The 23036-nt window shown below is 39.4% G+C and carries 14 protein-coding genes, 8 tRNA genes and 1 other RNA gene; 18 read left to right on the top strand and 5 right to left on the bottom strand.

All coding sequences use genetic code 11. The features are described 5' to 3' along the window. Positions 1–84: 84 nt before the first annotated feature. Together I6F45_RS04450 and trmB are read right to left on the bottom strand one after the other, a co-directional pair. Positions 85–1110 carry a methyltransferase gene (locus I6F45_RS04450; protein WP_197159770.1) on the bottom strand — a complete coding sequence of 342 codons (1026 nt, stop codon included), beginning with the start codon at positions 1108–1110 and terminating at the stop codon, positions 85–87. Positions 1111–1176: 66 nt separating this feature from the next. Continuing rightward, the gene (gene trmB / locus I6F45_RS04445) at positions 1177–1902 is read right to left on the bottom strand and encodes a tRNA (guanosine(46)-N7)-methyltransferase TrmB (protein ID WP_007582957.1); all 726 of its coding nucleotides are present in this window, start codon (positions 1900–1902) and stop codon (positions 1177–1179) included. 161 nt (positions 1903–2063) lie between these two features. On the opposite strand from trmB, the gene mutY reads away from it, so the two are divergent. Both mutY and I6F45_RS04435 read left to right on the top strand, forming a co-directional pair. After that, positions 2064–3125 carry an A/G-specific adenine glycosylase gene (gene mutY / locus I6F45_RS04440; RefSeq protein WP_197159769.1) on the top strand — a complete coding sequence of 354 codons (1062 nt, stop codon included), beginning with the start codon at positions 2064–2066 and terminating at the stop codon, positions 3123–3125. Between the two features lie 35 nt (positions 3126–3160). After that, positions 3161–3433 carry an oxidative damage protection protein gene (locus I6F45_RS04435; RefSeq protein ID WP_007582954.1) on the top strand — a complete coding sequence of 91 codons (273 nt, stop codon included), beginning with the start codon at positions 3161–3163 and terminating at the stop codon, positions 3431–3433. Between the two features lie 52 nt (positions 3434–3485). On the opposite strand, the gene I6F45_RS04430 is transcribed toward I6F45_RS04435, so the two are convergent. After that, positions 3486–6263 (bottom strand): ATP-binding protein, encoded by a 2778-nt coding sequence (locus I6F45_RS04430; protein ID WP_007582951.1) that lies wholly within the window; start codon positions 6261–6263, stop codon positions 3486–3488. A gap of 341 nt (positions 6264–6604) precedes the next feature. On the opposite strand from I6F45_RS04430, the gene I6F45_RS04425 reads away from it, so the two are divergent. From I6F45_RS04425 to I6F45_RS04375, 11 genes are all read left to right on the top strand, one after another. Next, a tRNA-Phe gene (locus I6F45_RS04425) sits at positions 6605–6680 on the top strand. A gap of 71 nt (positions 6681–6751) precedes the next feature. Further along, positions 6752–6827 (top strand) — tRNA-Thr (locus tag I6F45_RS04420). A 134-nt stretch (positions 6828–6961) separates the two neighbouring features. Next, a tRNA-Phe gene (locus I6F45_RS04415) sits at positions 6962–7037 on the top strand. Positions 7038–7094: 57 nt separating this feature from the next. After that, positions 7095–7170: transfer RNA gene (locus tag I6F45_RS04410), tRNA-Thr, on the top strand. 51 nt (positions 7171–7221) lie between these two features. Continuing rightward, positions 7222–7297: transfer RNA gene (locus I6F45_RS04405), tRNA-Phe, on the top strand. A gap of 102 nt (positions 7298–7399) precedes the next feature. Further along, positions 7400–7475 (top strand) — tRNA-Thr (locus tag I6F45_RS04400). 134 nt (positions 7476–7609) lie between these two features. Further along, positions 7610–7685: transfer RNA gene (locus tag I6F45_RS04395), tRNA-Phe, on the top strand. 102 nt (positions 7686–7787) lie between these two features. Continuing rightward, positions 7788–7863, top strand: a tRNA-Thr gene (locus I6F45_RS04390). Between the two features lie 735 nt (positions 7864–8598). Beyond that, positions 8599–10014 (top strand): efflux transporter outer membrane subunit, encoded by a 1416-nt coding sequence (locus tag I6F45_RS04385; RefSeq protein WP_165727252.1) that lies wholly within the window; start codon positions 8599–8601, stop codon positions 10012–10014. Further along, positions 10004–11320 carry an efflux RND transporter periplasmic adaptor subunit gene (locus tag I6F45_RS04380; RefSeq protein WP_010554901.1) on the top strand — a complete coding sequence of 439 codons (1317 nt, stop codon included), beginning with the start codon at positions 10004–10006 and terminating at the stop codon, positions 11318–11320. The genes I6F45_RS04385 and I6F45_RS04380 overlap by 11 nt, the downstream gene beginning before the upstream one ends. After that, positions 11317–14400, top strand: coding sequence for an efflux RND transporter permease subunit (locus I6F45_RS04375; RefSeq protein ID WP_024589701.1), 3084 nt, complete (start codon positions 11317–11319; stop codon positions 14398–14400). The genes I6F45_RS04380 and I6F45_RS04375 overlap by 4 nt, the downstream gene beginning before the upstream one ends. 186 nt (positions 14401–14586) lie before the next feature. On the opposite strand, the gene ssrS is transcribed toward I6F45_RS04375, so the two are convergent. Then, positions 14587–14769: non-coding RNA, 6S RNA (gene ssrS / locus I6F45_RS04370), on the bottom strand. Between the two features lie 193 nt (positions 14770–14962). Between ssrS and I6F45_RS04365 the strand changes: the two genes are divergently transcribed. The 5 genes from I6F45_RS04365 to I6F45_RS04345 all read left to right on the top strand — a co-directional run bounded on the left by I6F45_RS04365 (position 14963) and on the right by I6F45_RS04345 (position 21354). Then, positions 14963–15526, top strand: coding sequence for a UPF0149 family protein (locus tag I6F45_RS04365; RefSeq protein WP_007587323.1), 564 nt, complete (start codon positions 14963–14965; stop codon positions 15524–15526). A 30-nt stretch (positions 15527–15556) separates the two neighbouring features. Further along, a complete protein-coding gene (gene pepP / locus I6F45_RS04360) occupies positions 15557–16879 on the top strand; it encodes a Xaa-Pro aminopeptidase (RefSeq protein ID WP_165741539.1) in 1323 nt (440 codons plus the stop codon). Between the two features lie 15 nt (positions 16880–16894). Next, complete coding sequence (gene ubiH, locus I6F45_RS04355; RefSeq protein WP_197159768.1) at positions 16895–18082, top strand: 2-octaprenyl-6-methoxyphenyl hydroxylase; 1188 nt, start codon at positions 16895–16897, stop codon at positions 18080–18082. Next, entirely contained in the window at positions 18079–19248 is a 1170-nt protein-coding gene (locus I6F45_RS04350) for an FAD-dependent monooxygenase (RefSeq protein WP_197159766.1), read from the top strand. Before ubiH ends, I6F45_RS04350 begins: the two co-directional genes overlap by 4 nt. Positions 19249–19452: 204 nt before the next feature. Then, a complete protein-coding gene (locus tag I6F45_RS04345; RefSeq protein ID WP_231609609.1) occupies positions 19453–21354 on the top strand; it encodes an alpha/beta hydrolase family protein in 1902 nt (633 codons plus the stop codon). 268 nt (positions 21355–21622) lie between these two features. Here the strand turns inward: I6F45_RS04345 and I6F45_RS04340 are convergent, their stop codons facing one another. Further along, entirely contained in the window at positions 21623–22822 is a 1200-nt protein-coding gene (locus I6F45_RS04340) for an alpha/beta hydrolase-fold protein (RefSeq protein WP_024592243.1), read from the bottom strand. Between the last annotated feature and the right edge of the window lie 214 nt (positions 22823–23036).

The raw sequence follows: 23036 nt of genomic DNA, 5'->3' as shown, positions 1-23036 counted from the left end.
GAAGGAAAAAAGCTAAATTAATTCTTATATTTATGCGAAGGTTAGCTTGAGCGCGTTTGCACTCAAGCATTTTTAAAAATAATACTAGCTGCTATATACGGCAAACTTGTTATTTTTAAATACCGTTTGGTAGCTTTCAAATTGCGTTTCTAAAATAGGCGGGTATTTTAAAAAGCTGTTAGCAACAATATTCAGCTTTCCTACTTTAGTTAAATGCTGTTTTGCATTTGCTAAAAATGTTTCTGCTACTGTGTAGTCGGTTGCAATACCTGTATGAAAAGGTGGATTGCTAATAATTAAATCAAACTTACCGGTAATGCTTTTAAGGCCGTCACTTAATATCGCTTCGCCTTTGATGCTGTTAAGCTTTAGAGTTTGCTGTGTTGCGTAAGTTGCCAGTGCACTTACATCACTACACACAAACTCGACTGCTGGATTATGCAGCCCTAAAAAGGTTGCTATTAAACCTGCGCCACAGCCAAAGTCGAGAACCCTACCTTGCTTAATTGTCGGTGCGTTTTCGAGTAGAACTTTCGTTCCCATATCTAAACTACCGTGATTAAACACCCCTGGGACACTAATAGCTGTAAACTCGGTGTCGGCAACATTAACAACAAACTTTTTATGGTAGGTCGTAATATCAAAGTCAGGATGCTGGGTAATCTCAGCAAATGAGTAAAGAACGCAGTGCTTAGCTGAATCAATTTTGTTACTAAACTCAGCTTTACCAGCTAATTGCTTTTCAATTGATTTAACACCACTTTTGTTTTCACCTACCACCAATAGTTCGGCATCGTCAGTAATAGCAGATCTAATATTATCAAGCGCCATTAATAACTCAGGTTTTGATTTAGGATAGTAAAGAATAACTAAATCGTAGCCGTTACCAGGTATTGTGTGATTTACACAAACCTCAACGTCTTTGGTGTTTTTAGCAAACTCACCGTTAGCATGGTTGTAGCTAAATGCAGTTACCTTGCTTTGCGGGTTAAGTTTTTTAAGCTCTGTTAAAAAGCCATCTTGAACAAAGTTGACCACCAAGATAGATTTGCCCGTTAGTGCCTCGCTATTACGAAGTAACAGTAAACTTGGGTTGGTTAGTACGCTCATAAATGGCTTTGCCTTACAGTATGTTTAGTTTTATTAAAAATAAAAGTGAGTGCTTAAAGTTACAAATTACTCAGTACGTTCAAACATTAAATCCCACACGCCATGACCTAGGCGATGTCCGCGCTGCTCAAACTTAGTAAGCGGGCGCAAATCTGGACGTGGAACATAATCGTTTGTTTCTGATTGGTTTTTAAAACCAGGAGCTACATTCATTACTTCGAGCATATGCTCTGCATAGTTTTCCCAATCTGTTGCCATATGAAAAACGCCACCCATTTTCAGTTGGGCTCTTAGTTTTTCAACAAACTCAGTTTGTACAATACGGCGTTTATGATGACGCTTTTTATGCCAAGGATCAGGGAAAAACAACTGTAGTGTTGTTAAGCTTTCATTAGGTATACAGTCTGCAAGTACTTCAACTGCATCGTGTTCAAAAATACGTAAGTTAGTAATGCCTGCTTCATCGGCATCCATTAAACAAGCACCAACGCCTGGGCGGTGTACTTCAATACCAATAAAGTTTAGGTGAGGGGCATTTGTTGCCATTTCGACAAGCGATTTACCCATACCAAAACCAATTTCTACTACTACATCGTTGTTGTTGCCAAAAACTTCGCTTAAATCAAGCATACCGTTTTTATGCTCTAGGCCCATTGTTGGCCAGCATTTTTCGATTGCAGCGGCTTGGCCTTTGGTTAATCGACCTTCGCGTTTTACAAAACTGCGAATGGTGCGGATGTATTTACCTTCTTGCTTAGCTTGCTCAAGGTTAGTGTTGCTTGATTCACTCATATTATTGGCCTGACAAAAACAATGTGTTTAAAAATGGTTGCATATTATCCCTGACCGAGCCCGCAATCACAAGTATTAGCTGGTTTTACACGCCCTATAGCTTGATCTTTTTATTAACTACAATAGACTGAGCCGCCATTGAGCATCAGTAAAAGTACAATATGTTGGATTTAAATAAAAAACAGTCTAATTCGTTTTCTAATCAAGTCGTTGATTGGTATCACCTTCATGGGCGTAAAACACTTCCATGGCAGTTGGGCAAAACACCTTATAAAGTGTGGGTGTCTGAGGTGATGCTCCAGCAAACTCAAGTTATTACTGTTATCCCATATTTTGAAAAATTTATGCAAAGCTTTCCAGATATTATTGCTTTAGCCGATGCTGATGAAGATTTAGTACTGCATCACTGGACCGGCTTAGGGTATTACGCTCGTGCGCGTAACTTACATAAAACAGCTAAAATAGTACGTGACAAGTACCAAGGCGAATTTCCGCAAACGCTTGATGAAGTAATGGATTTACCGGGAATAGGACGCTCTACTGCCGGGGCTGTTTTATCATTGTCGCTTGGGCAGCATCATCCAATTTTAGATGGAAATGTTAAGCGAGTCTTAGCGCGCTATTTTATGATAGAAGGTTGGTACGGTGTTAAAAAAGTCGAAAACCAGCTTTGGCATTTATCAGAGCAATTAACACCTAAAAATAATGTCACCGAATTTAATCAAGCTATGATGGATTTAGGTGCGAGTGTTTGCTCACGCAGCCGGTTTGATTGCGAGGCTTGCCCATTAAATTCAGGTTGTGGTGCTTTTAATGCAGGTAAAGTAAAAGAGTTTCCACATTCTAAACCTAAAAAAGCAGTGCCGAAGAAGAGTTGTCATCAGTTAATTATTCAGTGCGGCGATAAAGTGCTTATGGAAAAACGCCCTAACAGCGGTATTTGGGGAGGACTATTTGGCTTTTTTGAATTTAATGAGTACGAGGAGCTTCAAATATTTTTAGCTCAGCAAGGATTAGAAGCCAACTTAGTAGAGCTTGAAGCGTTTATTCATGTGTTTTCACATTTTGAGCTGACGATTAATCCGCATGTGCTCAATGTTAAGAACATTCCTGATGTAGTAAATGACAAACAATTAGTGTGGTATCCGCTTGATCAATCAATAGAGGTTGGCCTAGCAGCGCCAACTAAAAAGTTGGTTAAACAAATTACAGCAATAGTATAGAATAGCCCCATATTTAGCGTTAGAGAGAATCAATCATGGCACGTACAGTATTTTGTCAAAAGTTACAAAAAGAAGCCGAAGGGCTTGGCTTTCAGTTATACCCTGGTGAAGTTGGTGAAAAGATTTTTAATAACATCTCTAAAGAAGCGTGGGGTCAGTGGCAGCATAAGCAAACAATGCTTATTAACGAAAAGCATTTAAATATGATGGATCCAGAGCACCGCACATTTTTAGAAGAGCAAATGGTTGGCTTTTTGTTTGAAAACAAAGATGTGGAAATTGAAGGTTATCGACCGCCTGAAAAATAATATTTTGAACATAAAAAAAGGGCTAAATAGCCCTTTTTTTGTGTGCGATTATTTAATCACTTAACTCATCTTCTTGCTCAGAGATTTTAATTTGTTCTTTTAAAAATTGAGCTGCCTTAGAGTATTCAATTTCTAACTTATCTCTTAAGTCTATTAATTCATCGGTAGTGAGTTCACCTTTTTTACATTTATCTTCAAATGCACTTGAAAGTTCAGCCACCGTTAGGGCACCAATTGTTTTAGAGATCGATTTTAATTGATGACACCCTTCAATAATCTCATCTAAATCGTTAACCATAACGCCTGAATTAATCCCCTTAATTAGCCCTTGGCTTTGTTCTAAATACATTTTGAAAAAGCGTAACTGTTTAGCTTCGTCACCATTTACATATTTAGCAACTGCTTCCATATCAATAGGTAGCGCCATGGTTTGATGGATAACTACATTTGGGTTTTGGCTTTGCTTATCGCTCCAGCGTTTTAAAGTGTCCTCTAACGCGTTTAGCTCTATAGGTTTGGTAATGAAGTCGTTTATACCTACGGCTAAGCAACGCTCTTTTTCGCCTTTAAGTGCGTTTGCTGTTACAGCAATAATGTAAGGCTGTGCATCAATTGATTCTAATAGCTCTGCTTCGTTACGGATTTTTTCGACCATATCGTAACCCGACATTTTAGGCATGTGTAAGTCGGTTAAAATAAGTGAGTAATCACCTTTTCTCCACATATCTAAGCCTTCTTCACCGTTGTTTGCTATCTCAACGCCAAAACCTAGTATGTGTAATTGATCGGTCAGCACTTGTTGGTTTAGAAGGTTATCTTCAACAAGTAAAACCAATTTGTTTGATTTACGAGCTTGCTCAACATTTAAATAGTTATTAAGTGTTTTGGTTTTTTTAATTTGTTTAGGTGTATGCAAACCTGCAGCGACTAAAATAGACAGCATAAAGTTAGACTTACATAAAGGAGAGGCATTAATATAAAAAATATTATTATGATTTATAGCCGCTTCATCAAGCTTACTTAGTACAACAACTTGTTGGTTATAATCTTCTAATGAATAAAATAAGCGTCTTAGCAGCGCGTTTGTTTTATCCATATTGTCTATGCCATCAGCCACCCAAATAATATCTTGCGAATGTTGATGCTCTTCAATTTCTTCTTCTGTGTGTGCATAAACTATTTTAGCGCCCATAAACGATAAATAACGGTACATTGTTTTTTCACGTTCTAGGTGATTACTAACTACAACAATTTGCTTACCATTTAATGCACCTTTGTGTGCGTACTTAATTCTACCCGATGTGCTAAACGGCAGTTCAACAGTAAACTCACTACCAATTCCTGTATGGCTAGTTACATGAATAGTCCCTAGCATAAGCTCAGTTAAGCTTTTACAAATAGAAAGACCTAAACCTGTCCCTCCATATTCTCGGGTAATCGAATTTTCGGCTTGAATAAACGGATTAAATATTTCGCGTAGTTGTGCCTGCGACATGCCTTTACCGTTATCAGTTACGCAAAAGCGTAAGGTAAAGTGATCAGTCGTATTATGTACCACCTCTACTGATATTTTTACATGCCCTTGGGTTTTTTCATCAGTGCTCGTAAATTTAATTGCGTTGCTACATAGGTTATAAAGAACCTGACGTACACGTACGCTATCACCGGTAAGATTTATAGGAATATCTGGTGCTATTGCTAGCTCTAAATCAAGCTCACGTTTTTTAGCAACTGATGAGAGCACACGAGCAACTTCTTCAATAGTATCGGTTACCGAAAATGGGATCGGGTCAATATTTAGCTTTCCAGCCTCAATTTTAGAAAAATCTAAAATATCATCCAAAATGCTCAATAACGAAAATGCTGATTCACGAATAATCGTACTTAAACGATGCTGAGCGCCATCAAGTTCGGTCTGGCGCAGTAAATCAATAGTACCTATAACACCATTCATCGGTGTTCTTATTTCGTGACTCATCGTTGCTAAGAATGTTGTTTTAGTTTCGCTTGCTCGCTCTGCTTTTAATGTGGCTTGCTCAAGCGCTAAGGTACGATTTTGCACTTCGGCTTCTAGGCCATTTTGTAATTTATAAAGCTCTTTTTGTGCAGAGTCATTCTCGCTCATTGCAGTTTGTACTTTTTGTAGCAATAAGTTGATGTTTTTTGCTACTACACCTAAACCAATATCAAGTTGCTCATCAACATTACTATTATAATTAGCATCTTCAGTGATTGCCTGTAACTCTTGAGTAAGAGTGTCAGTACTTTTACGTAAGCGCGTATTAATGTACATATTAAACATTAAAGTAAGTATAAATAATGCAGCAACACTCGCTATCGCGATGATGTAAGCGATAACTTGAGAGTCTTGAGCGCTTAAAGGCGTGGCTGGTATGTTTTGCTTAATAATAAGCTCGCCAATGGGTTGATCGTTTAACAATAGTAGGTGATGCAGGATACCTTCTTCTTTTAAGTGCTTTTCAGTTTTAACAGAAGCGATGGCTGGTTTACTGCTGCTATATACCAACTGAGTATCTGATGTAGCATTGAAGCGATATAGAGTATATTCAAAGTCACCGTCTAATAAGGAGGTTAAATCAAGTAACTGTTTTACTTTACCTTGACCATACATAGTTAATGCATCAACCATAGGTAAGTCTAATCTATCGGCAAGCGTTACAATATTAATAGATGATACTGGTTGGGCTGTCTTAACTTCAGTTTGTGTATAAAATGAGTGGGCAACAATAGCGAGCGCTGTTACAGCAATATTAATGATTAAAAAAAGTGGCAGTAAGCCTTTTACTGGCGATGAGAATTTACTCTGCATTGATTGTTTCCAATTGATGTGTTTTTACTACGATAAGTCCCTATCGTACGTATCTAAGCTAATCGTAACATTTACAAAAAATAATTCACTACGGTTTTAGTCTGATTTAGTTATATTTATTTATAGTTATAGCCCGATTTGTGGTAAAAATGAACGTTATTAATAAAAAATGTACTGAGTTGTCTGAAAACCGTTCAAACAGTTATAAAGAAGAAAAAAAAAGTTGACTTGTAAGGGCAAAACTCGTTTAATACGCCGCACGCCCAGATAGCTCAGTCGCTAGAGATGAGTGGGAATTGCATTAAAAATCCCTTAAGATTTTTAATTAGCACTGTTTAAGTGCCTCGATAGCTCAGTTGGTAGAGCAGAGGATTGAAAATCCTCGTGTCCCTGGTTCGATTCCGGGTCGAGGCACCATTTATTAAAGTAGTGGTGTTTAATCAACAGTTTAAACATTATTACGCGTGCCTTAGCACACAGTTTTGTGTGCCGACTTAGCTCAGCTGGTAGAGCAACTGACTTGTAATCAGTAGGTCAACCGTTCGACTCGGTTAGTCGGCACCATTTATTTAAAGTAGTTTGAAAAGAAAGCTGTAATCAGTAGTCTGTTCAAATTACCCGTCGAATCGGTTAGTCGGCACCATTTATAAAGCTAAAAGTTAAATAATTATTTAACTTTTAGTTAGCACAGTTTATGTGCCTCGATAGCTCAGTCGGTAGAGCAGAGGATTGAAAATCCTCGTGTCCGTGGTTCGATTCCGCGTCGAGGCACCATTTACTTTAAGTTCTCAATCTTTAAAATTGAACGTGCCTTAGCACACAGTTTTGTGTGCCGACTTAGCTCAGCTGGTAGAGCAACTGACTTGTAATCAGTAGGTCAACCGTTCGACTCGGTTAGTCGGCACCATTTATTTAAAGTTAATTGTAAAGTATCACAATTAGTTAGCACAGTTTATGTGCCTCGATAGCTCAGTCGGTAGAGCAGAGGATTGAAAATCCTCGTGTCCGTGGTTCGATTCCGCGTCGAGGCACCATTTATTGAGAAGCCTTGCTTATGCAAGGTTTTTTTATTTTAAGTGCTTTATAAAAGTTATCAATCTTTAAAATTGAACGTGCCTTAGCACACAGTTTTGTGTGCCGACTTAGCTCAGCTGGTAGAGCAACTGACTTGTAATCAGTAGGTCAACCGTTCGACTCGGTTAGTCGGCACCATTTATTTAAAGTAGTTTGAAAAGAAAGCTGTAATCAGTAGTCTGTTCAAATTACCCGTCGAATCGGTTAGTCGGCACCATTTATAAAGCTAAAAGTTAAATAATTATTTAACTTTTAGTTAGCACAGTTTATGTGCCTCGATAGCTCAGTCGGTAGAGCAGAGGATTGAAAATCCTCGTGTCCGTGGTTCGATTCCGCGTCGAGGCACCATTTATTGAGAAGCCTTGCTTATGCAAGGTTTTTTTATTTTAAGTGCTTTATAAAAGTTATCAATCTTTAAAATTGAACGTGCCTTAGCACACAGTTTTGTGTGCCGACTTAGCTCAGCTGGTAGAGCAACTGACTTGTAATCAGTAGGTCAACCGTTCGACTCGGTTAGTCGGCACCATTTATTCAAAAGCCTCGCTTATAGCGAGGCTTTTTTGTTTTCAACTTGAGAATTAAAAATACCCATAGTTAAGAGCAAAGCAACTGACTTGTAATCAGTAGTCTGTATAAGTTATCCGTTCGACTAGGTTAGTCGGCACCATTTATTCAAAAGCCTCGCTTATAGCGAGGCTTNGGTTAGTCGGCACCATTTATTCAAAAGCCTCGCTTATAGCGAGGCTTTTTTGTTTTCAACTTGAGAATTAAAAATACCCATAGTTAAGAGCAAAGCAACTGACTTGTAATCAATAGTCTGTATAAGTTATCCGTTCGACTAGGTTAGTCGGCACCATTTATTTAAAAGCCTCGCTTATAGCGGGGCTTTTCTGTTTCTATATGTCTAATACCAATCCGCAATAATACTTAATTAATTTGAGTGATTAAACCTGACGCTAACTGCGTTAAAAATTTCTGATATAGAGCAACTAAATAACGAAATTTTTGCCTTGTTATCGACACGATTTTCTTACCTCAAAATAGACCACTTAATTAAGCGAATTGGTATAATCTCTTAGACACACTACAAAAAGTTAATTTTTTATTATTAAAAATTGCTGATCATTTGCTCATTTTTACCGTATAACTGGCTATTATGTTAGTTCATCGCTAGCTATGTAATGTTATGTAAAGTAGGTTGAGCAAAAGTTGCCAAAGTGCTTGAATTACGTTCATAAATAGCAGTAATTTAGGTTTAATTATGATTTGGCAATGCAAGCCAACCCTATTGGCAATTAGTGTGATGCTGCTTAGCGGCTGTGCGAGTGATTTTAACTCGTCGCAGCGCATGCAAGCGCCTAATAATATGCCACAGCAATGGCAGCAAGAAGCATCAAGCTCGGTATTAAAAGTACAAGAGCAATGGCTTACACAACTACAAAACCCTACGCTTAACAAATTTGTACAACAAGCACTTAAAAACAACCAACAGCTTTTACAAACTAGTTACGATGTAGAAATTCAAAAACAACAGCTTATAGTATCGGGTGCTGCGCTTTGGCCTAGCCTCGATTTATCAACGCGTACTAGCCGTAGTAAAGACAACCGCCCAGTGAGCTACGACAACGCAAGTTCAGTTAGTTTAAACTTAACTTACGAGGTTGATTTATGGGGTAAGCTTTCGGATTCAAAGCGCGAAGCTAATCTTAACTATTTAGCGCAACAGGCACGGTTTGAGCAAGCTAAACAGCAACTCGTTGCTGATGTGGTAACAGGCTGGTTTGATGTTGTTACATCACAACAATTACTCGATTTATTTAAACGCAGAGAAGCTAACGCACAGCAAAACCTAGATATTATCGAGTCTGGCTATCGCCAAGGTATAAACGAAGCTCTCGATGTTTACTTAGCTCGTAATGAGCTCAATACTGAACGCGCTCGCATTGCCACTCAAACGGCGAACCTATCGGCTTCAGCACGCGTACTTGAGCGTTTACTGGGTGAATACCCAAAAGGTGCCATTACTGCTAGTAGCGACTTACCCGTTATTAATACCGATATTCCACTAGGCTTACCTTCTGAACTTATAACACGTAAACCTACGCTGCGAGCAAGTTGGTATGATCTTTTAGCCACCGACGCATCACTTGCGTATGCGCACAAACAACGCTTTCCAAGTTTAAACTTAACAGCTTCACTAAGTGATAGCACCGACAGAGTAAGCGACTTGTTTTCTCCATCAAGCCTTGCATGGTCGTTATTAGGTAGTATTTCAGCACCACTTTTTGAGGGCGGACGCTTAAAAGCGAATGAAGAAATAGCGCGCCTTAATACTCAAAAGCAAGAGCAACTTTATTTGCAAACGCTTTACGATGCATTTGGTGATGTAGAAAATGCGATTTCACAGCAGCAGTCTCTTAAATCACAATATAGCAGCACCCTTGAGGCGCAAGAAAACGCACTTGCAGCAGAGCAGTTGTCGTTTGAGCAATATCAAAGTGGCTTGGTAACTTACACTACGGTGCTTGACGCACAAGATAGGTCTTTCGATGCACAAAGCTCCTTAATCGACATTAAAAACCAATTAATAGCTAACAGAATTAACTTACACGTTGCCCTTGGTGGTGATTTTGCAAAGCCCTCAAGTGAACTAAAGAGCAATAATGATGAAAACTAAAACAGCAAAAATTATTATTCCAGCGGTGGTTATTATTGCCACTATTTTAATTGTTATGTTTATTAAAGGTAATCCGCCAGAGGCTAAACGCTTTGGCTCACCTCCTAAAGCATCAATAAGTGTGGCTGCGCTTGAGCTTAAACCACAAAATTACCAAGTGATGATTGATAGCTACGGTACGGTAAAACCACGTACACAAAGTTTATTAGTTGCTCAGGCATCTGGGCAAATAATTGAAGTAAGTGATGACTTTAGAGAAGGTGGCTTTTTTGAAAAGGGCGACGTACTTTTAAAGCTAGACGATAGAGATCATCAAGCTGAAGTTAAATCTGCTCAAGCCAATTTATTAACGGCAGAGCAAGGCTTATTAGAAGAAAAAGCGCGTGGACAACAAGCTATTACTGATTGGAAACGCCTTGGCGGCTCAAATCAGGCAAGCAGCCTAGTACTGCGTGAACCACAACTTGCAGCAGCCGAAGCAGAAGTTTTATCGGCTCAAGCAGTACTTGAAAAAGCCATGCTTGATTTAGAGCGCACTAAAGTAACCGCGCCATATGCGGGTCGTATACTTAGCCGTAGTGTTGATTTGGGGCAAGTTGTTACTAACAATACCCAGCTTGCCACTATTTACGCAATCGATAGCGTAGAGATTCGTTTACCGATTAAAAATAAAGATCTTCCGTTCGTAAATTTACCAGAGCAATATCGTGATGGCGCCAAAAATCAAGCAGGTTCAATTGTTAAATTTACCTCTGACTTAGTGGGTGAGCAAACGTGGCAAGGGCAGCTAGCGCGTACCGAAGGTGCTATAGATGAAGGTGCACAACAGCTTTACGTAGTTGCTAAAATTAACGACCCATATAAAGCAACGGCTAATAACCAGTACCCAATAAAAATAGGGCAATACATAAAAGCGCAAATTACCGGTAAAACAGTTCCTAACGCACTTATAATCCCTAACAGTACAATATATCAAGGGACGTATGTTTATGTTGTTGAAGAGGGTGTACTTAAGCGTAAAGACATTACACTTGCTTGGCAAAATGCGACACAAGCGATGATAAAAACGGGATTAAATCCAAATGATAAACTGGTTATTACTCCACTAGGGCAAGTGAGTTCTGGTACTCAGGTAAGTATTTTAGGCGAACAAAGCACAGAGCAACCTAAAAGCCGAGGAGCTAATGGGCAAGGCAAAGGAAAGCGCCCGACGCCAGAGCAGCTTGAGCAAAAAGCAAAAGAGCAGGGTATTAGTGTTGAAGAGCTAAAAAAACGCCGCGCAGCAAAGCAAGGAGATAAGCCATGATCGCTTGGTTTGCCAAAAACCATGTTGCTGCTAACTTATTGCTAGTAACGCTGTTACTGTCGGGACTTTTTAGCTTATCAAGCAAAATACCGCTTGAGGTATTTCCTTCATTCGAAACTGACATGATAAGCGTAAATGTAAGTTTGCGTGGTTCAACACCAGAGGATGTAGAGCAAGGTGTAACTATACGAATAGAAGAAGCAGTGCAAGATTTAGAGGGCATAAAGCAAATATTTAGTCGCTCTTCTGAAGGTTCAGGCTCTGTGACAATAGAAGTGGAAAGCGGTTACGACCCTCGTGAGCTTTTAGCTGATATAAAAAGTCGTGTAGACGCAATTAACACTTTTCCAGCCGATGCTGAAAAGCCGATAGTAGCGCTTGCTGAGCGAATTCGTGAAGTTATCGCGGTTACCGTATCGAGTGACTATGGCGAAAAAGAAACCCGCGAATACGCAGAAACAGTACGCGATCAAATCCTACGTTTACCTAATGTAACGCAGGTAGAGCTAAGTGGCGTTCGTGATTACGAAATAGCCATTGAAGTAAGCCAAGATATTCTTCGTCAGTACGATTTAAGCTTGGCACAAATATCGAGTGCTATTTCAAACTCAAGCTCAGATATTTCTGCTGGTAACTTAAAAACAGAAGGCGGGGACGTACTTATAAGCTCTAAAGGGCAAGCATATCGTAAAGATGAATTTGCCAGCATTGTTGTTAAAAACCAAGCCGATGGCACTATTATTCGCTTAGGCGATATAGCGACTATAAAAGATGATTTTGAAGAAACACCAGTACGTACTCGCTTTAATGGTAAGCAAGCTGCATTTATCGACGTATATCGAATTGGTCCACAAAGTGCGATTACAGTTGCTGACGATGTTAAAAACTACATAAAAGAGCAACAAAGCTCTCTCCCGCAAGGGTTTGAACTAAGTTACTGGGATGATGATTCGGAGCTGGTTAAAAGTCGTATTTCGACCCTTACTACCAATGCTTTACAAGGCGGTATTTTAGTACTGGCTTTACTTACTTTGTTTTTACGCCCTGCAATTGCATTTTGGGTATTTATTGGTATTCCGGTTTCGTTTATGGGCGCGTTTATAGCGATGCCTATTTTTGGCGTAACCCTTAATATTATGAGCTTATTTGGCTTTATATTGGTACTGGGGATTGTTGTTGATGACGCCATAGTTACCGGTGAAAACGTTTACACCCATCTAAAAACGGCTAAGTCGGGCGAGCAAGCCGCAATTTTAGGTACTCAAGAAGTAGCAACACCAGTAACATTTGGTGTGTTGACTACCGTTGCTGCCTTTTTACCTTTGGCCTTTATTGAAGGGGCGCGTGGTGCCTTGTTTGCACAAATACCGGTAGTGGTTATTCCGGTATTATTGTTTTCATTGATTGAATCTAAATTTGTACTACCAGCACATTTAAAATATATAAAACTACGCCACGAAAAAGGCGAACCTTCAAAGTTTGATGTTATTCAACAGCGTTTTGCAGATGGATTTGAAAACGCGATTTTAAAATACTATCAACCCACTTTAAATTTAGCACTGCGCCATAAATTGGCTTCGGTAAGCTTGTTTATTGGTGTATTTGTTATAATTTTAACCATGATCACCAGCGGTTGGACTAAGTTTGTATTTTTCCCGCGCATACCAAGCGAAACAGTCCGCGTTAACTTAACACTACCAACAGGTACACCGTTTGAAGTAACTAATAAATACGTAATTGACATGTCGCAAAAGGCGCAGCAATTACAAGAAAAATACCGCGACCCAGATACTGGCGAAAGCGTTATTTTAAATATATTAGCCACAACAGGCGGGCGTGGTGGTGTATCTAATTCAGGCTCTGTACGCTTTGAAATAACACCGGCTGAAAAGCGTGAATCAGACATAGGATCACGAGAACTTGCCAGCGAATGGCGCGATTTAATTGGTGTCATACCAGGCGCCGAAAGTTTAACGTTTAGAGCCGAAATTGGCCGAAGTTCAGACCCCATTGATGTTCAGCTTAGCGGCACTTCGTTGACTATTTTACAAGACGTGGCTGATCACATTAAAACCCGTTTATCGACCTATCCAACGGTATTTGATATTGCCGATAGTATGTCCGACGGTAAAGAAGAGTTACAAATAGAGCTTACGCAACAAGGTTTAGCGCTGGGCTTAAATAGAGTCAATGTAGCAGGACAAGTACGTAACTCGTTTTTTGGCTCGCAAGCACAACGTATTCAGCGAGGCAGGGATGACGTACGTGTAATGGTACGCTTACCTATAGATGAGCGCCGCTCTGTAGCTGACCTACAAAACATACTTATAAATACGCCTGATGGAGGCTCAGTGCCTTTATCGCACGTGGCAACACTTACTGCTGGGCAAAGTCCATCAACTATTAATCGAATAGACCGTTACCGCACATTAAACGTAACAGCCGATATCGAAAAAAATAATACCAACATGACCATACTGCAGGCTGACCTAACGGAGTATTTAGATGGGTTAATGCAGCAATATCCTGGAGTAGATTACAAACTAGAAGGTGAGGCTAAAGAGCAAAGAGAGTCGTTTGGGTCGTTGGCTTGGGCACTTGTGTTTGTATTTTTTATTATTTATGCGCTATTAGCAATACCGCTTAAATCTTACTTACAACCAATCATAGTAATGAGTGTTATTCCATTTGGCATGATAGGTGCTGTAGTAGGGCATTGGATCATGGGAATGGACTTAACTATTATGAGTTTACTCGGTATGCTTGCGCTAACCGGGGTGGTGGTAAATGACTCCCTCGTACTCGTTGATTTTATTAATAAAAAGCGCAGTGAAGGTGGTAAAGTTCTCGATGCTATAAAAATTGCAGGTGCATCACGTTTTCGCCCTGTAATGCTAACTAGTTTAACGACCTTTATTGGCTTAATGCCATTACTGTTTGAAAAAGCGACTCAGGCACAGTTTTTAATACCAATGGCAGTGAGCTTAGGGTTTGGGATTATTTTTGCTACCTTTATTACTTTATTGTTAGTACCAATAAACTACATGCTAATGGAGCGTTTTCAAGGTTGGTTTAAATAACTTCACTCTTAAATACGTGATTATTAAAGCTGTAGGTAAGCAATTACCTGCGGCTTTTTTATAAGCTAAAAAGTAATATTAGACAATTGAAGATAAGTGAATAAAAAATTTAGATAAATATAAGAATAAACAGGAAGGTTAATTTTTTTTGATAAAGCCTTTTAAAGGCGAGGGTTTGCTAAAAAGGTGTTCCCCAAGATACGGTACTCGGTTTCAGTCCTGAAACCAGAAGGTTTCAGGGCGGGAATCTGCGGTTTACCGTAGGCTTCTCGGTACATGCCGAGCCTGCACAATAGTAGACGAACAGAAACCCTGGTATAAAATTTATCGGCTCAGGGACTTAACTAAGCTCCGGTACCCCAGGGAACAATTTAAGTATATAAGACATAATCCAATCCTTAAACCCCAAACGTAAAAAATTAAACCGTTCGCTTAGTTTTTCCGCACCTTTAACTCATCATTTACTTTATCGCATGGTTTTTGAGCTTGATCATACAATTAATTGGAGTTGCTTTTTATCGAGTGGTAGCATTGCCTTAACTTGCAAAGCGAAGATTCGATTATGAACGATTTACCCGATTACGAAAAAGCTCAACTGCTTTTAGAAAAAAACGAAATATTTGTATCACCTGCCGAAGCGCATGGTGTGATTAGTGGTTTACTTGCGTGTGGTTTAACCATTGACGACAAAGAATACTTAGGCCTTTTGAGCGATGTGTTTAACGATGGTGAATCGTTTAGTAACGATTTAAAGCAGTTTTTTGGCACTATTTATAAGCAAGTAGTCGCGAGCTTTAATGATGATGAATTTCAGTTTGATTTATTTTTACCAAGCGACGACGAAACACTCATCGATCAGGCTAATGGCCTCGTATCATGGGTAGCGGGTTTTATGCTTGGTTTTGGTTTAAAGCAAAAAGACTACGGTAAACTATCGAGCGATGTTAAAGAAGTTATTACTGACTTTAGCGAAATCACTCGCCTAGATACTACTTTTGAAGAAACCGAAGAAGACAGCCAAGCGCTGCACGAAGTGATTGAATATGTGCGTGTATCAGCACTACTTTGTTTTGCAGAGCTTGGTAAAGAGCAAAGCACGCAAAGTACTAAAAAAACACTTCATTAACTTTTAAAAAGCAAAACGGGTTGGTTAATAATGGTTGAAGTACAAAAGTCAGAATTTAAAGCACGTCGCGAGCGCTTACTTGCTCAAATGGATGAAAATAGCGTTGCTATTATTCCCGCTGCGAGCGAAGTGACGCGCAGCCGCGATACCGAATATGCGTTTAGACAAGACAGCGACTTTTTTTACTTAACTGGCTTTAACGAACCCGACGCTGTTTTAGTACTGTGTAATAACAGTGATGCACCCAGTACTTTATTTTGCCTAGATAAAGACAAACTAGCTGAAATTTGGCATGGCCGCAGAGTTGGCTTTGATAAAGCTAAAAGTGACTACCTGTTTGATGAAGCTTACCCACTCAGTGAATTAAACGATAAGCTGCTAGATATACTAAATGCAAAAGATGCTATTTATTTTGCACAAGGCGCCTACTCTTCATTTGATACCAAAGTGTTTTCGTTACTAGGTACACTTCGAAGTGGCTCTCGAAAAGGGCTCAAAGCACCGAGTACTTTAAAAGAAGTACGTGGCCTTATTCATGAAATGCGTTTGTTTAAATCGCCAAGCGAGATAGATGTTATGCGAGAAGGCTGTGAAATTAGTGCGCGAGGGCACATGCGCGCTATGCGTTTTTCACATGCTGGAGCTACTGAATTTCAGCTAGAAGCTGAGCTACATCATCATTATGCTATGAATGGTGCGCGGCACCCGGCGTACGGCACAATTGTTGGCAGTGGCGACAACGCTAATATTTTGCACTACACACAAAATAGCGATGTATTAAAAAATGGCGACCTAGTACTTATAGATTCGGGTTGTGAGCTACAAGGCTACGCTGCTGATATAACGCGAACTTTCCCCGTAAATGGAGAGTTTAGCGAGCCTCAAGCCGCGCTTTATAACATTGTACTTAAAGCGCAAGAAGTTGCTTTTGATGAAGTTAAACCCGGTGGTTACCTGTCGCACGCCAATAAACTAGCAATGGAAGTAATGACCCAAGGTTTACTCGAACTAGGTATTTTAACCGGCGACTTTGACGAGCTAATGGCAAAAGGTGCGTGTAAAGAATATTACATGCACGGGCTAGGGCATTGGCTTGGTTTAGATGTACATGATGTTGGCGATTATAAAGTAAATAACGTTGAGCGAGCATTTGAGCCGGGTATGGTACTCACCATAGAGCCAGGGCTTTATATAAGCGAAGACTCAAGCGCACCGCAAAAATACAAAGGCATTGGTATTCGTATCGAAGATAACTTGTTAGTTACCGAAACCGGCCATGAAAACTTGACCCTAAGCGTACCTAAAAAAATTAGCGATATAGAAGCACTTATGCAAAGTGCTAAAAACGTATAAAGCTCGGAGAATCTAGTGACTAAGCAGTTTGATGTAGTTATTATTGGCGGTGGTTTAGCGGGAGCAAGCTGCGCATTAAGTGTGGCTAAAACTAATCCCGCGTTAAATATTGCCGTTGTAGAAGCTAATCAAGTAACTGGCGATTACCACCCAAGCTTTGACGACAGAAGCATTGCACTTGCTCAGCAATCGGTAGAGTATTTACAAAGCCTCAATTTATTTGAGAAAAATGCCCTTTACACCGCAGTAATCAAAAAAGTGAGCGTGTCTGATAGAGGTCACTTTGGCAAGGCGCACATTAATTGCGATGAATTTGCTAAGCCCTCACTTGGTTACGTAGTAGAAGTAAATCCATTTGGCCGAGCGCTTCACCAGCGTTTAACGCAGTCAAATATTACGCTTTTCTGCCCCGATAGCGTAACTGCCATTGATCAAACTTTGCATAGCAATACACTCACCCTACAAAGCGGCGAGCAATTAAACGCAACGTTATTAGTTATTGCTGATGGTGCACAATCACCCACACGTAATTTACTCGGGCTTGGTTTTAATACCCAGCCTTATGAACAAGGCGCTATTATTGCTAACGTAGAAGTGGCTGGTGGGCATAATAATCATGCCTTTGAGCGTTTTACACAAAACGGGCCTATGGCGTTATTACCCATGAGCAACAACCGTTATTCGTTAGTATGGTGTATGAGCCAAGATCAGGTTGAACAATACATGGCACTCAGTGAACAAGGTTTTTTAAGTGCCCTGCAAAGCGCGTTTGGTTATCGCGGTGGTCAATTTACTAAAGTGGGCATGCGCACGAGTTACCCGCTCGTTTACGGGCAAGTTGAGTCTTTAACTGCGCACCGTACAGTGGTTATTGGTAATGCTGCACATGCGATTCATCCTATCGCAGGGCAGGGTTTTAATTTAGGTCTTCGCGACGTACAAGTACTTAGTAATTTAATAGCAAATAGCCAACACGATTTAGGAAGCTATGCGTTTACTCGTGAATATTCAAAAAAACGCAGTGATGATATAAAAACCGTAATGAGTTTAACCGATGCACTTGTTAGGCTTTTTTCGAACTCATCGCGAGTGCTCGCATTGGGGCGCAGTATTGGGTTGCTTTCGATGGATTTATTTCCCGCATTAAAAGCGCCATTAGCTAAACAGTTAATGGGGCAAGTTAAACAAGGTAGGCGTTTATGAAGCAAGCACAGGTTTGTATTGTAGGTGGCGGCTGTGTAGGGCTAACACTAGCACTTGGATTGGCAAAAGCCGATATAAGCGTCGTTGTACTCGACGGCGCACCAACACAAGCGTTACCAACTGACGAATATGGTTTGCGTGTAAGTACGCTAAGCATTGCGAGTCAAACCTTGCTTGAACAATTAAATGTATGGCCCGAAATTATCGCACAGCGAGCGTGCGCTTATACACATATGGACGTACGTGACGCCGACAGCTTTGGCAAAATAGCGTTTAATAACGAGCAACTTGAGCTTGAACATTTAGGCTATATTGTTGAAAACGACATTATCCGCTTTGCGCTTATAAAAGAGCTAGAGCAACAAAGTAGTGCAACACTAATGTTTGATACACAGTATCAGCAAATACATCAAAGCGAATCTGATGTATTTATAACACTTAAAAGCGGCGAGCCAATTATTGCAAAACTGCTGGTGGCGGCTGATGGTGCAAATTCAGCTATACGTAAACAATTTAATATGGCGCTTAGCTTTAAAGATTACGATCACCATGCGCTAGTCGCGACAGTTAAAACTGAAGAGCAACATGCAAACACCGCACGCCAAGTCTTTTTACCAACAGGGCCACTCGCGTTTTTACCATTGAGCGATGAGCATACTCATTCAATTGTGTGGTCTACCAGCCCCAATCATTGTGATGAATTATTAGCAATGGACGACACCGCCTTTAATAAAGCCGTAATGGCTGCAATAGATGGTCAATGTGGCCTGTGTGAAGTGCAAAGTAAGCGCGCGGCTTTCCCACTTAAAATGCGCTACGCCCAGCAATGGGTTTCAGGCAAAGTGGTACTCATTGGCGATGCTGCACATACAATCCATCCACTTGCAGGGCTTGGTATGAACCTAGGCCTAAAAGATGCGGCTTATTTAATTGAGCTTTTAACAAGCGATAGCAGCAAGGAGTTTGCAAGCACTCGCACACTGCGCGATTACGAGCGCACTCGTAAGCTCGATGCACAAAAGCACATCGCTATGATGCAAGGGCTAAAAGAGTTATTTGAAGGTGCAAACCCAGTTAAAAAACTTATTCGTGGAGTAGGGCTATCATTAGTTGATAATCTTGGGGCAATCAAGCACCTGTTCGCCAAAGAAGCGATAGGAAAGTAACGTAGGTTGGGAAGAGCGAAGCGAAACCTAACGAAAAAAAGTAGCTAGTTATTCGCTTTTACTAAAAAAACCGATGTTTAATTTAAACATCGGTTTTTTATTGGAATAAATTAAGTACTTCCTTAGTATGCTTTTTCGGTAAACTTTGTTATTTTTATATTAAATATAATAAAAAGTTTTTACTAAATTTTAGGGAAGAGATAAATGATAAAAATAATACTCTTATTTTTTTTATTAACTACATCTGTAGTTTATGCAAAAGATAAACCTTGGGAGTCTTACGCTAAACTTCCAATGGTAGAGCAACCACAAATATCGCCAAATGGAGAAATGATAGCAACACTTTATAATACTGCTGAAGGTCCTACTATCAGTTTAGCTAAATTTCCTAGTATCGAATTCAATATATTAGCAAGTCTCAAAAAAGATAAAGACAGAGTCGACTTTATTCGTTGGTCAGGTAATAAATATATCATTGTTTCTGCTAGTTACCCTGAATATGTCAATGGTCAATACATGAGAGTTTCAAGGTTATATTCGATCAATGTTGAAACCAATGAAAGTAAAATGCTAACTACGCGACGTTTTTCTGAATATAGGTGGTATAGATATCAGAGTTTCAGGCTCGTTTCCTCACTTAAAAATGAGCCAGATTTCGCGCTAGTGTCAACGTTTGATGAAAAAGATAAAGCTTATTCTGTTTTTAAAGTTGAATTAGGTGATTCTAGTTTTGATAAAATTCAGAGGAATAAAGAAAATATTGGAAGTTGGTATGCAGATCCTAAGGGAGTTTTACGCCTGGGGATCGCAATTGATAAAAAAGATGATAAGTTTATTGCTTCAATATGGTATCGAGCAAAGAAAGATGAAGCATTAAAAATGATTCATACCCATATTTTGGGTGAAGATAGTACTTTCTCCATCCAAGGCCTTAATGAAGATGGTACAAAAGCTTACGTCCTTTCTGATCGTGTATTACACAGACAAGCTTTATGGTCATATGATATCGAGTCAGGGGAGTTTGAAGAGCTTGTTTATAGCAATGATAAATACGATATAAATAATGCAATCGTTAATAGTGAGGGCGATTTTATAGGGGTTGGCTACTATGATGATTTCTACAAGAGCCATTATTTTTCAGAGGTAGACGGTAAGCAAGAGCTTATGGTTACTAATTTATTTGGTGATAAGCAAGCTAGTATTGTTAGCCGCAGTAAAGATAGAACACGAATTCTTGTAAATGTAATAAGTGATTCAGTCAGCCCTACTTATTATTATTTTGATTTAAACACAAAGAAGGGCGGCGCTTGGTTATCTAAATTTCCTTATTTAGCACGTAATAAATTTGTACCAGTGCAAAACTATAGCTTTAAGGCGAGCGATGGAGCTGAAATCTCAGGCTATTTTACAAAACCAGAAGGGATTAAAACTCCGCCGCTAATTGTAATGCCTCACGGAGGACCTCATAGTCGAGACTACAAATACTTTAATCGAGAGCTTCAATATTTAGTTAGTTTAGGTTATGCGGTATTGCAAGTGAACTTCAGGGGCTCAGAAGGTTTTGGTAGTGCTTTTGAAACTGATGGTTATTATCAGTGGGGTAAACGTATGCAACAAGATGTATATGATGCAATGGATTGGGCTACTAGAACCGGATTAACATCAAAAAATAATGCATGTATTTATGGCGCAAGTTATGGTGGTTATGTTGCATTAACAGCTGCATGGCAAGAGCCCGATCGCTTTAAATGTATTATTAGTATTTCTGGAATATCGGATCTAAAAGGGTTAGTTGAAGATGAAGAGCGACAAGATGCCTACCTAGGTAATATTGTTGATATGACTGATAGTAAAGCCGTTGATGCATTATCTGAGGTTTCGGCAATCAATATGATTAACCGAATTAAAGCCCCACTTTTACTTATCCATGGGACAAAAGATACGAGAGTTGACTATCGACAATCAAAATATTTTTATGATAAAGCAAAGCGAAATTTAAATATAAAGTATGTTGAAATTGATGACGGAACACACTTTTTTGATGACCCAGAAAGCTTAAAAGTACAATACAAAGAGGTTACTGAGTTTCTTAAAAAACACTTGTAAATAAATGAGTGAGCGTTTTTTAACTCGAAACCTATTTTAAATTTTCTAGTTATTATAAAAAACCGATGCTTAGTTTAAACATCGGTTTTTTGTTTTAAAATAGTTTTGAACATATTTAAAGCCGCGCTTTTCACGCGAGCAAGTTCGGCGTCTACATGCAAAGTTTAACACTGAGCTTAATTTTACCTGTAGGCGTTTAGCTTGCTGACGCGACGAGCGTAGCTCGTAATTACTATCGTTAGTTAAAAAGCGCTTTGCGTTAAATCAGTTACAAATTCTCTTGTGCTTCATTCACCATATCTTTGAGCGCATCAACTAACATTGGATCTCGCGAGTTTTGCTTAGCAAGCTCGAGTGCGTGTTTCATGCTGGTAACGGCTTCTTTAAACTGTTTGTCTGCAGTGTACCCTTGCGATAAACGCATGTGAGAATAAGTTGCATTTGGGTAATCGGTAGTAAAGTGTTTAAGCGTTGTAATAGCTTTAGCTGTATTACCAAACTTTTGCTGGCTATGAGCAAACTCTACGTAAACATCTTGTGGAATTTTAAGCTCAAACCCGTACTTATCACTAAGTGCTTGGTAATAACCTGTAATGAGCGATACATCAGCAAACTTTCCGTGCTCGTCAGTAACCTTAAATATTAGGTCGCTAAATAAGTGAATTAGGCTATCGCTAAGCGCTGGTAGTATGGTGCCCATATGAGTAAAAGCGGGGTAATGCTTATATTCCCATTTAAGCTGCGAGGGCATTTGTTGTTCTAAATTTACCAAAGTATTTAATACGCCTGTATAAAAGCGTGCTCCTTCGCTTGCTACACTAATAAATAACGCCTGATCACCTTTAGGGTTTTTAGTGTATTTTATAATATTATTTTTTAATTCCTCATCACCCCACCAACTGTTTGGGCTTATAGCTATATAGTTATTAAATAACTCAGGCTGATTAACTAAAGTATAAAGCGCCAAAGTACCTGCATTAGAGTGGCCAATTAAGGTGTTGTAGCCGTTAGTTGAGTAATTACTGTTTATATAAGGCATGAGTTCATCAGACACAAAGTTTAAAAACTTGTCGGTTTGCCCAGCTTCAGGCCATTTGTTTTTAACAAAAGTTTGAAACTCTGTTTTAGGCTCGCCTTCTACTTTGGGTAAATAATCGCGAACACGGTTAGTTGTATCAATACCAACGAGCATTGCGTTAGGTATCTGCTCGTAATCAACAAGGGATTTAATAACACCAGACGCCGTATGAAAGTGCTCAACACCATCAAGTAAATAAATAACATAAAGCGGCTGATCGTCTTTTACAGTGTCAGGTATGAAAATTTTAATGGGTCTGTCTTCGTTAAGTATTTTTGACTGCAGAATGACTTTTTTACCAACGGTTATGTCAGTTGTATTGGTTTTTGCGTGGCTTAAAAATGGTGTACTAAAAGTAAGTATTAATACAAGCGATAGTAAGAGCTTCATAAATATCCTTATTTAATAATGTATTGCTTAATAATTGCACGGCTTTAAGCTTGAGTAAATGTTTATATTTTCGGGGTAAACATAAAGCTTAAGCAATTAAAAGCTATCGCTTTTCACGCGAGTAAGCTCGGCTTCTACAAGAGATATTACACTCTGTGCTTAACTTTTGCGGTAGGCGAGCAGCTTGCTGACGCGACGAGCGAAGCTCGTAATA

The sequence above is a fragment of the Pseudoalteromonas sp. SWYJZ19 genome (genome assembly GCF_015864375.1).
In the GTDB taxonomy this organism is placed as follows: domain Bacteria; phylum Pseudomonadota; class Gammaproteobacteria; order Enterobacterales; family Alteromonadaceae; genus Pseudoalteromonas; species Pseudoalteromonas arctica.
This window is presented reverse-complemented; position numbering and strand designations above follow the sequence as displayed.

Coding starts and splice junctions, on each gene's coding strand:
- I6F45_RS04450 (WP_197159770.1), bottom strand. CDS start 1,110: ATGAGCGTACTAACCAACCCAAGTTTACTGTTACTTCGTAATAGCGAG.
- trmB (WP_007582957.1), bottom strand. CDS start 1,902: ATGAGTGAATCAAGCAACACTAACCTTGAGCAAGCTAAGCAAGAAGGT.
- mutY (WP_197159769.1), top strand. CDS start 2,064: ATGTTGGATTTAAATAAAAAACAGTCTAATTCGTTTTCTAATCAAGTC.
- I6F45_RS04435 (WP_007582954.1), top strand. CDS start 3,161: ATGGCACGTACAGTATTTTGTCAAAAGTTACAAAAAGAAGCCGAAGGG.
- I6F45_RS04430 (WP_007582951.1), bottom strand. CDS start 6,263: ATGCAGAGTAAATTCTCATCGCCAGTAAAAGGCTTACTGCCACTTTTT.
- I6F45_RS04385 (WP_165727252.1), top strand. CDS start 8,599: ATGATTTGGCAATGCAAGCCAACCCTATTGGCAATTAGTGTGATGCTG.
- I6F45_RS04380 (WP_010554901.1), top strand. CDS start 10,004: ATGAAAACTAAAACAGCAAAAATTATTATTCCAGCGGTGGTTATTATT.
- I6F45_RS04375 (WP_024589701.1), top strand. CDS start 11,317: ATGATCGCTTGGTTTGCCAAAAACCATGTTGCTGCTAACTTATTGCTA.
- I6F45_RS04365 (WP_007587323.1), top strand. CDS start 14,963: ATGAACGATTTACCCGATTACGAAAAAGCTCAACTGCTTTTAGAAAAA.
- pepP (WP_165741539.1), top strand. CDS start 15,557: ATGGTTGAAGTACAAAAGTCAGAATTTAAAGCACGTCGCGAGCGCTTA.
- I6F45_RS04350 (WP_197159766.1), top strand. CDS start 18,079: ATGAAGCAAGCACAGGTTTGTATTGTAGGTGGCGGCTGTGTAGGGCTA.
- I6F45_RS04345 (WP_231609609.1), top strand. CDS start 19,453: ATGATAAAAATAATACTCTTATTTTTTTTATTAACTACATCTGTAGTT.
- I6F45_RS04340 (WP_024592243.1), bottom strand. CDS start 22,822: ATGAAGCTCTTACTATCGCTTGTATTAATACTTACTTTTAGTACACCA.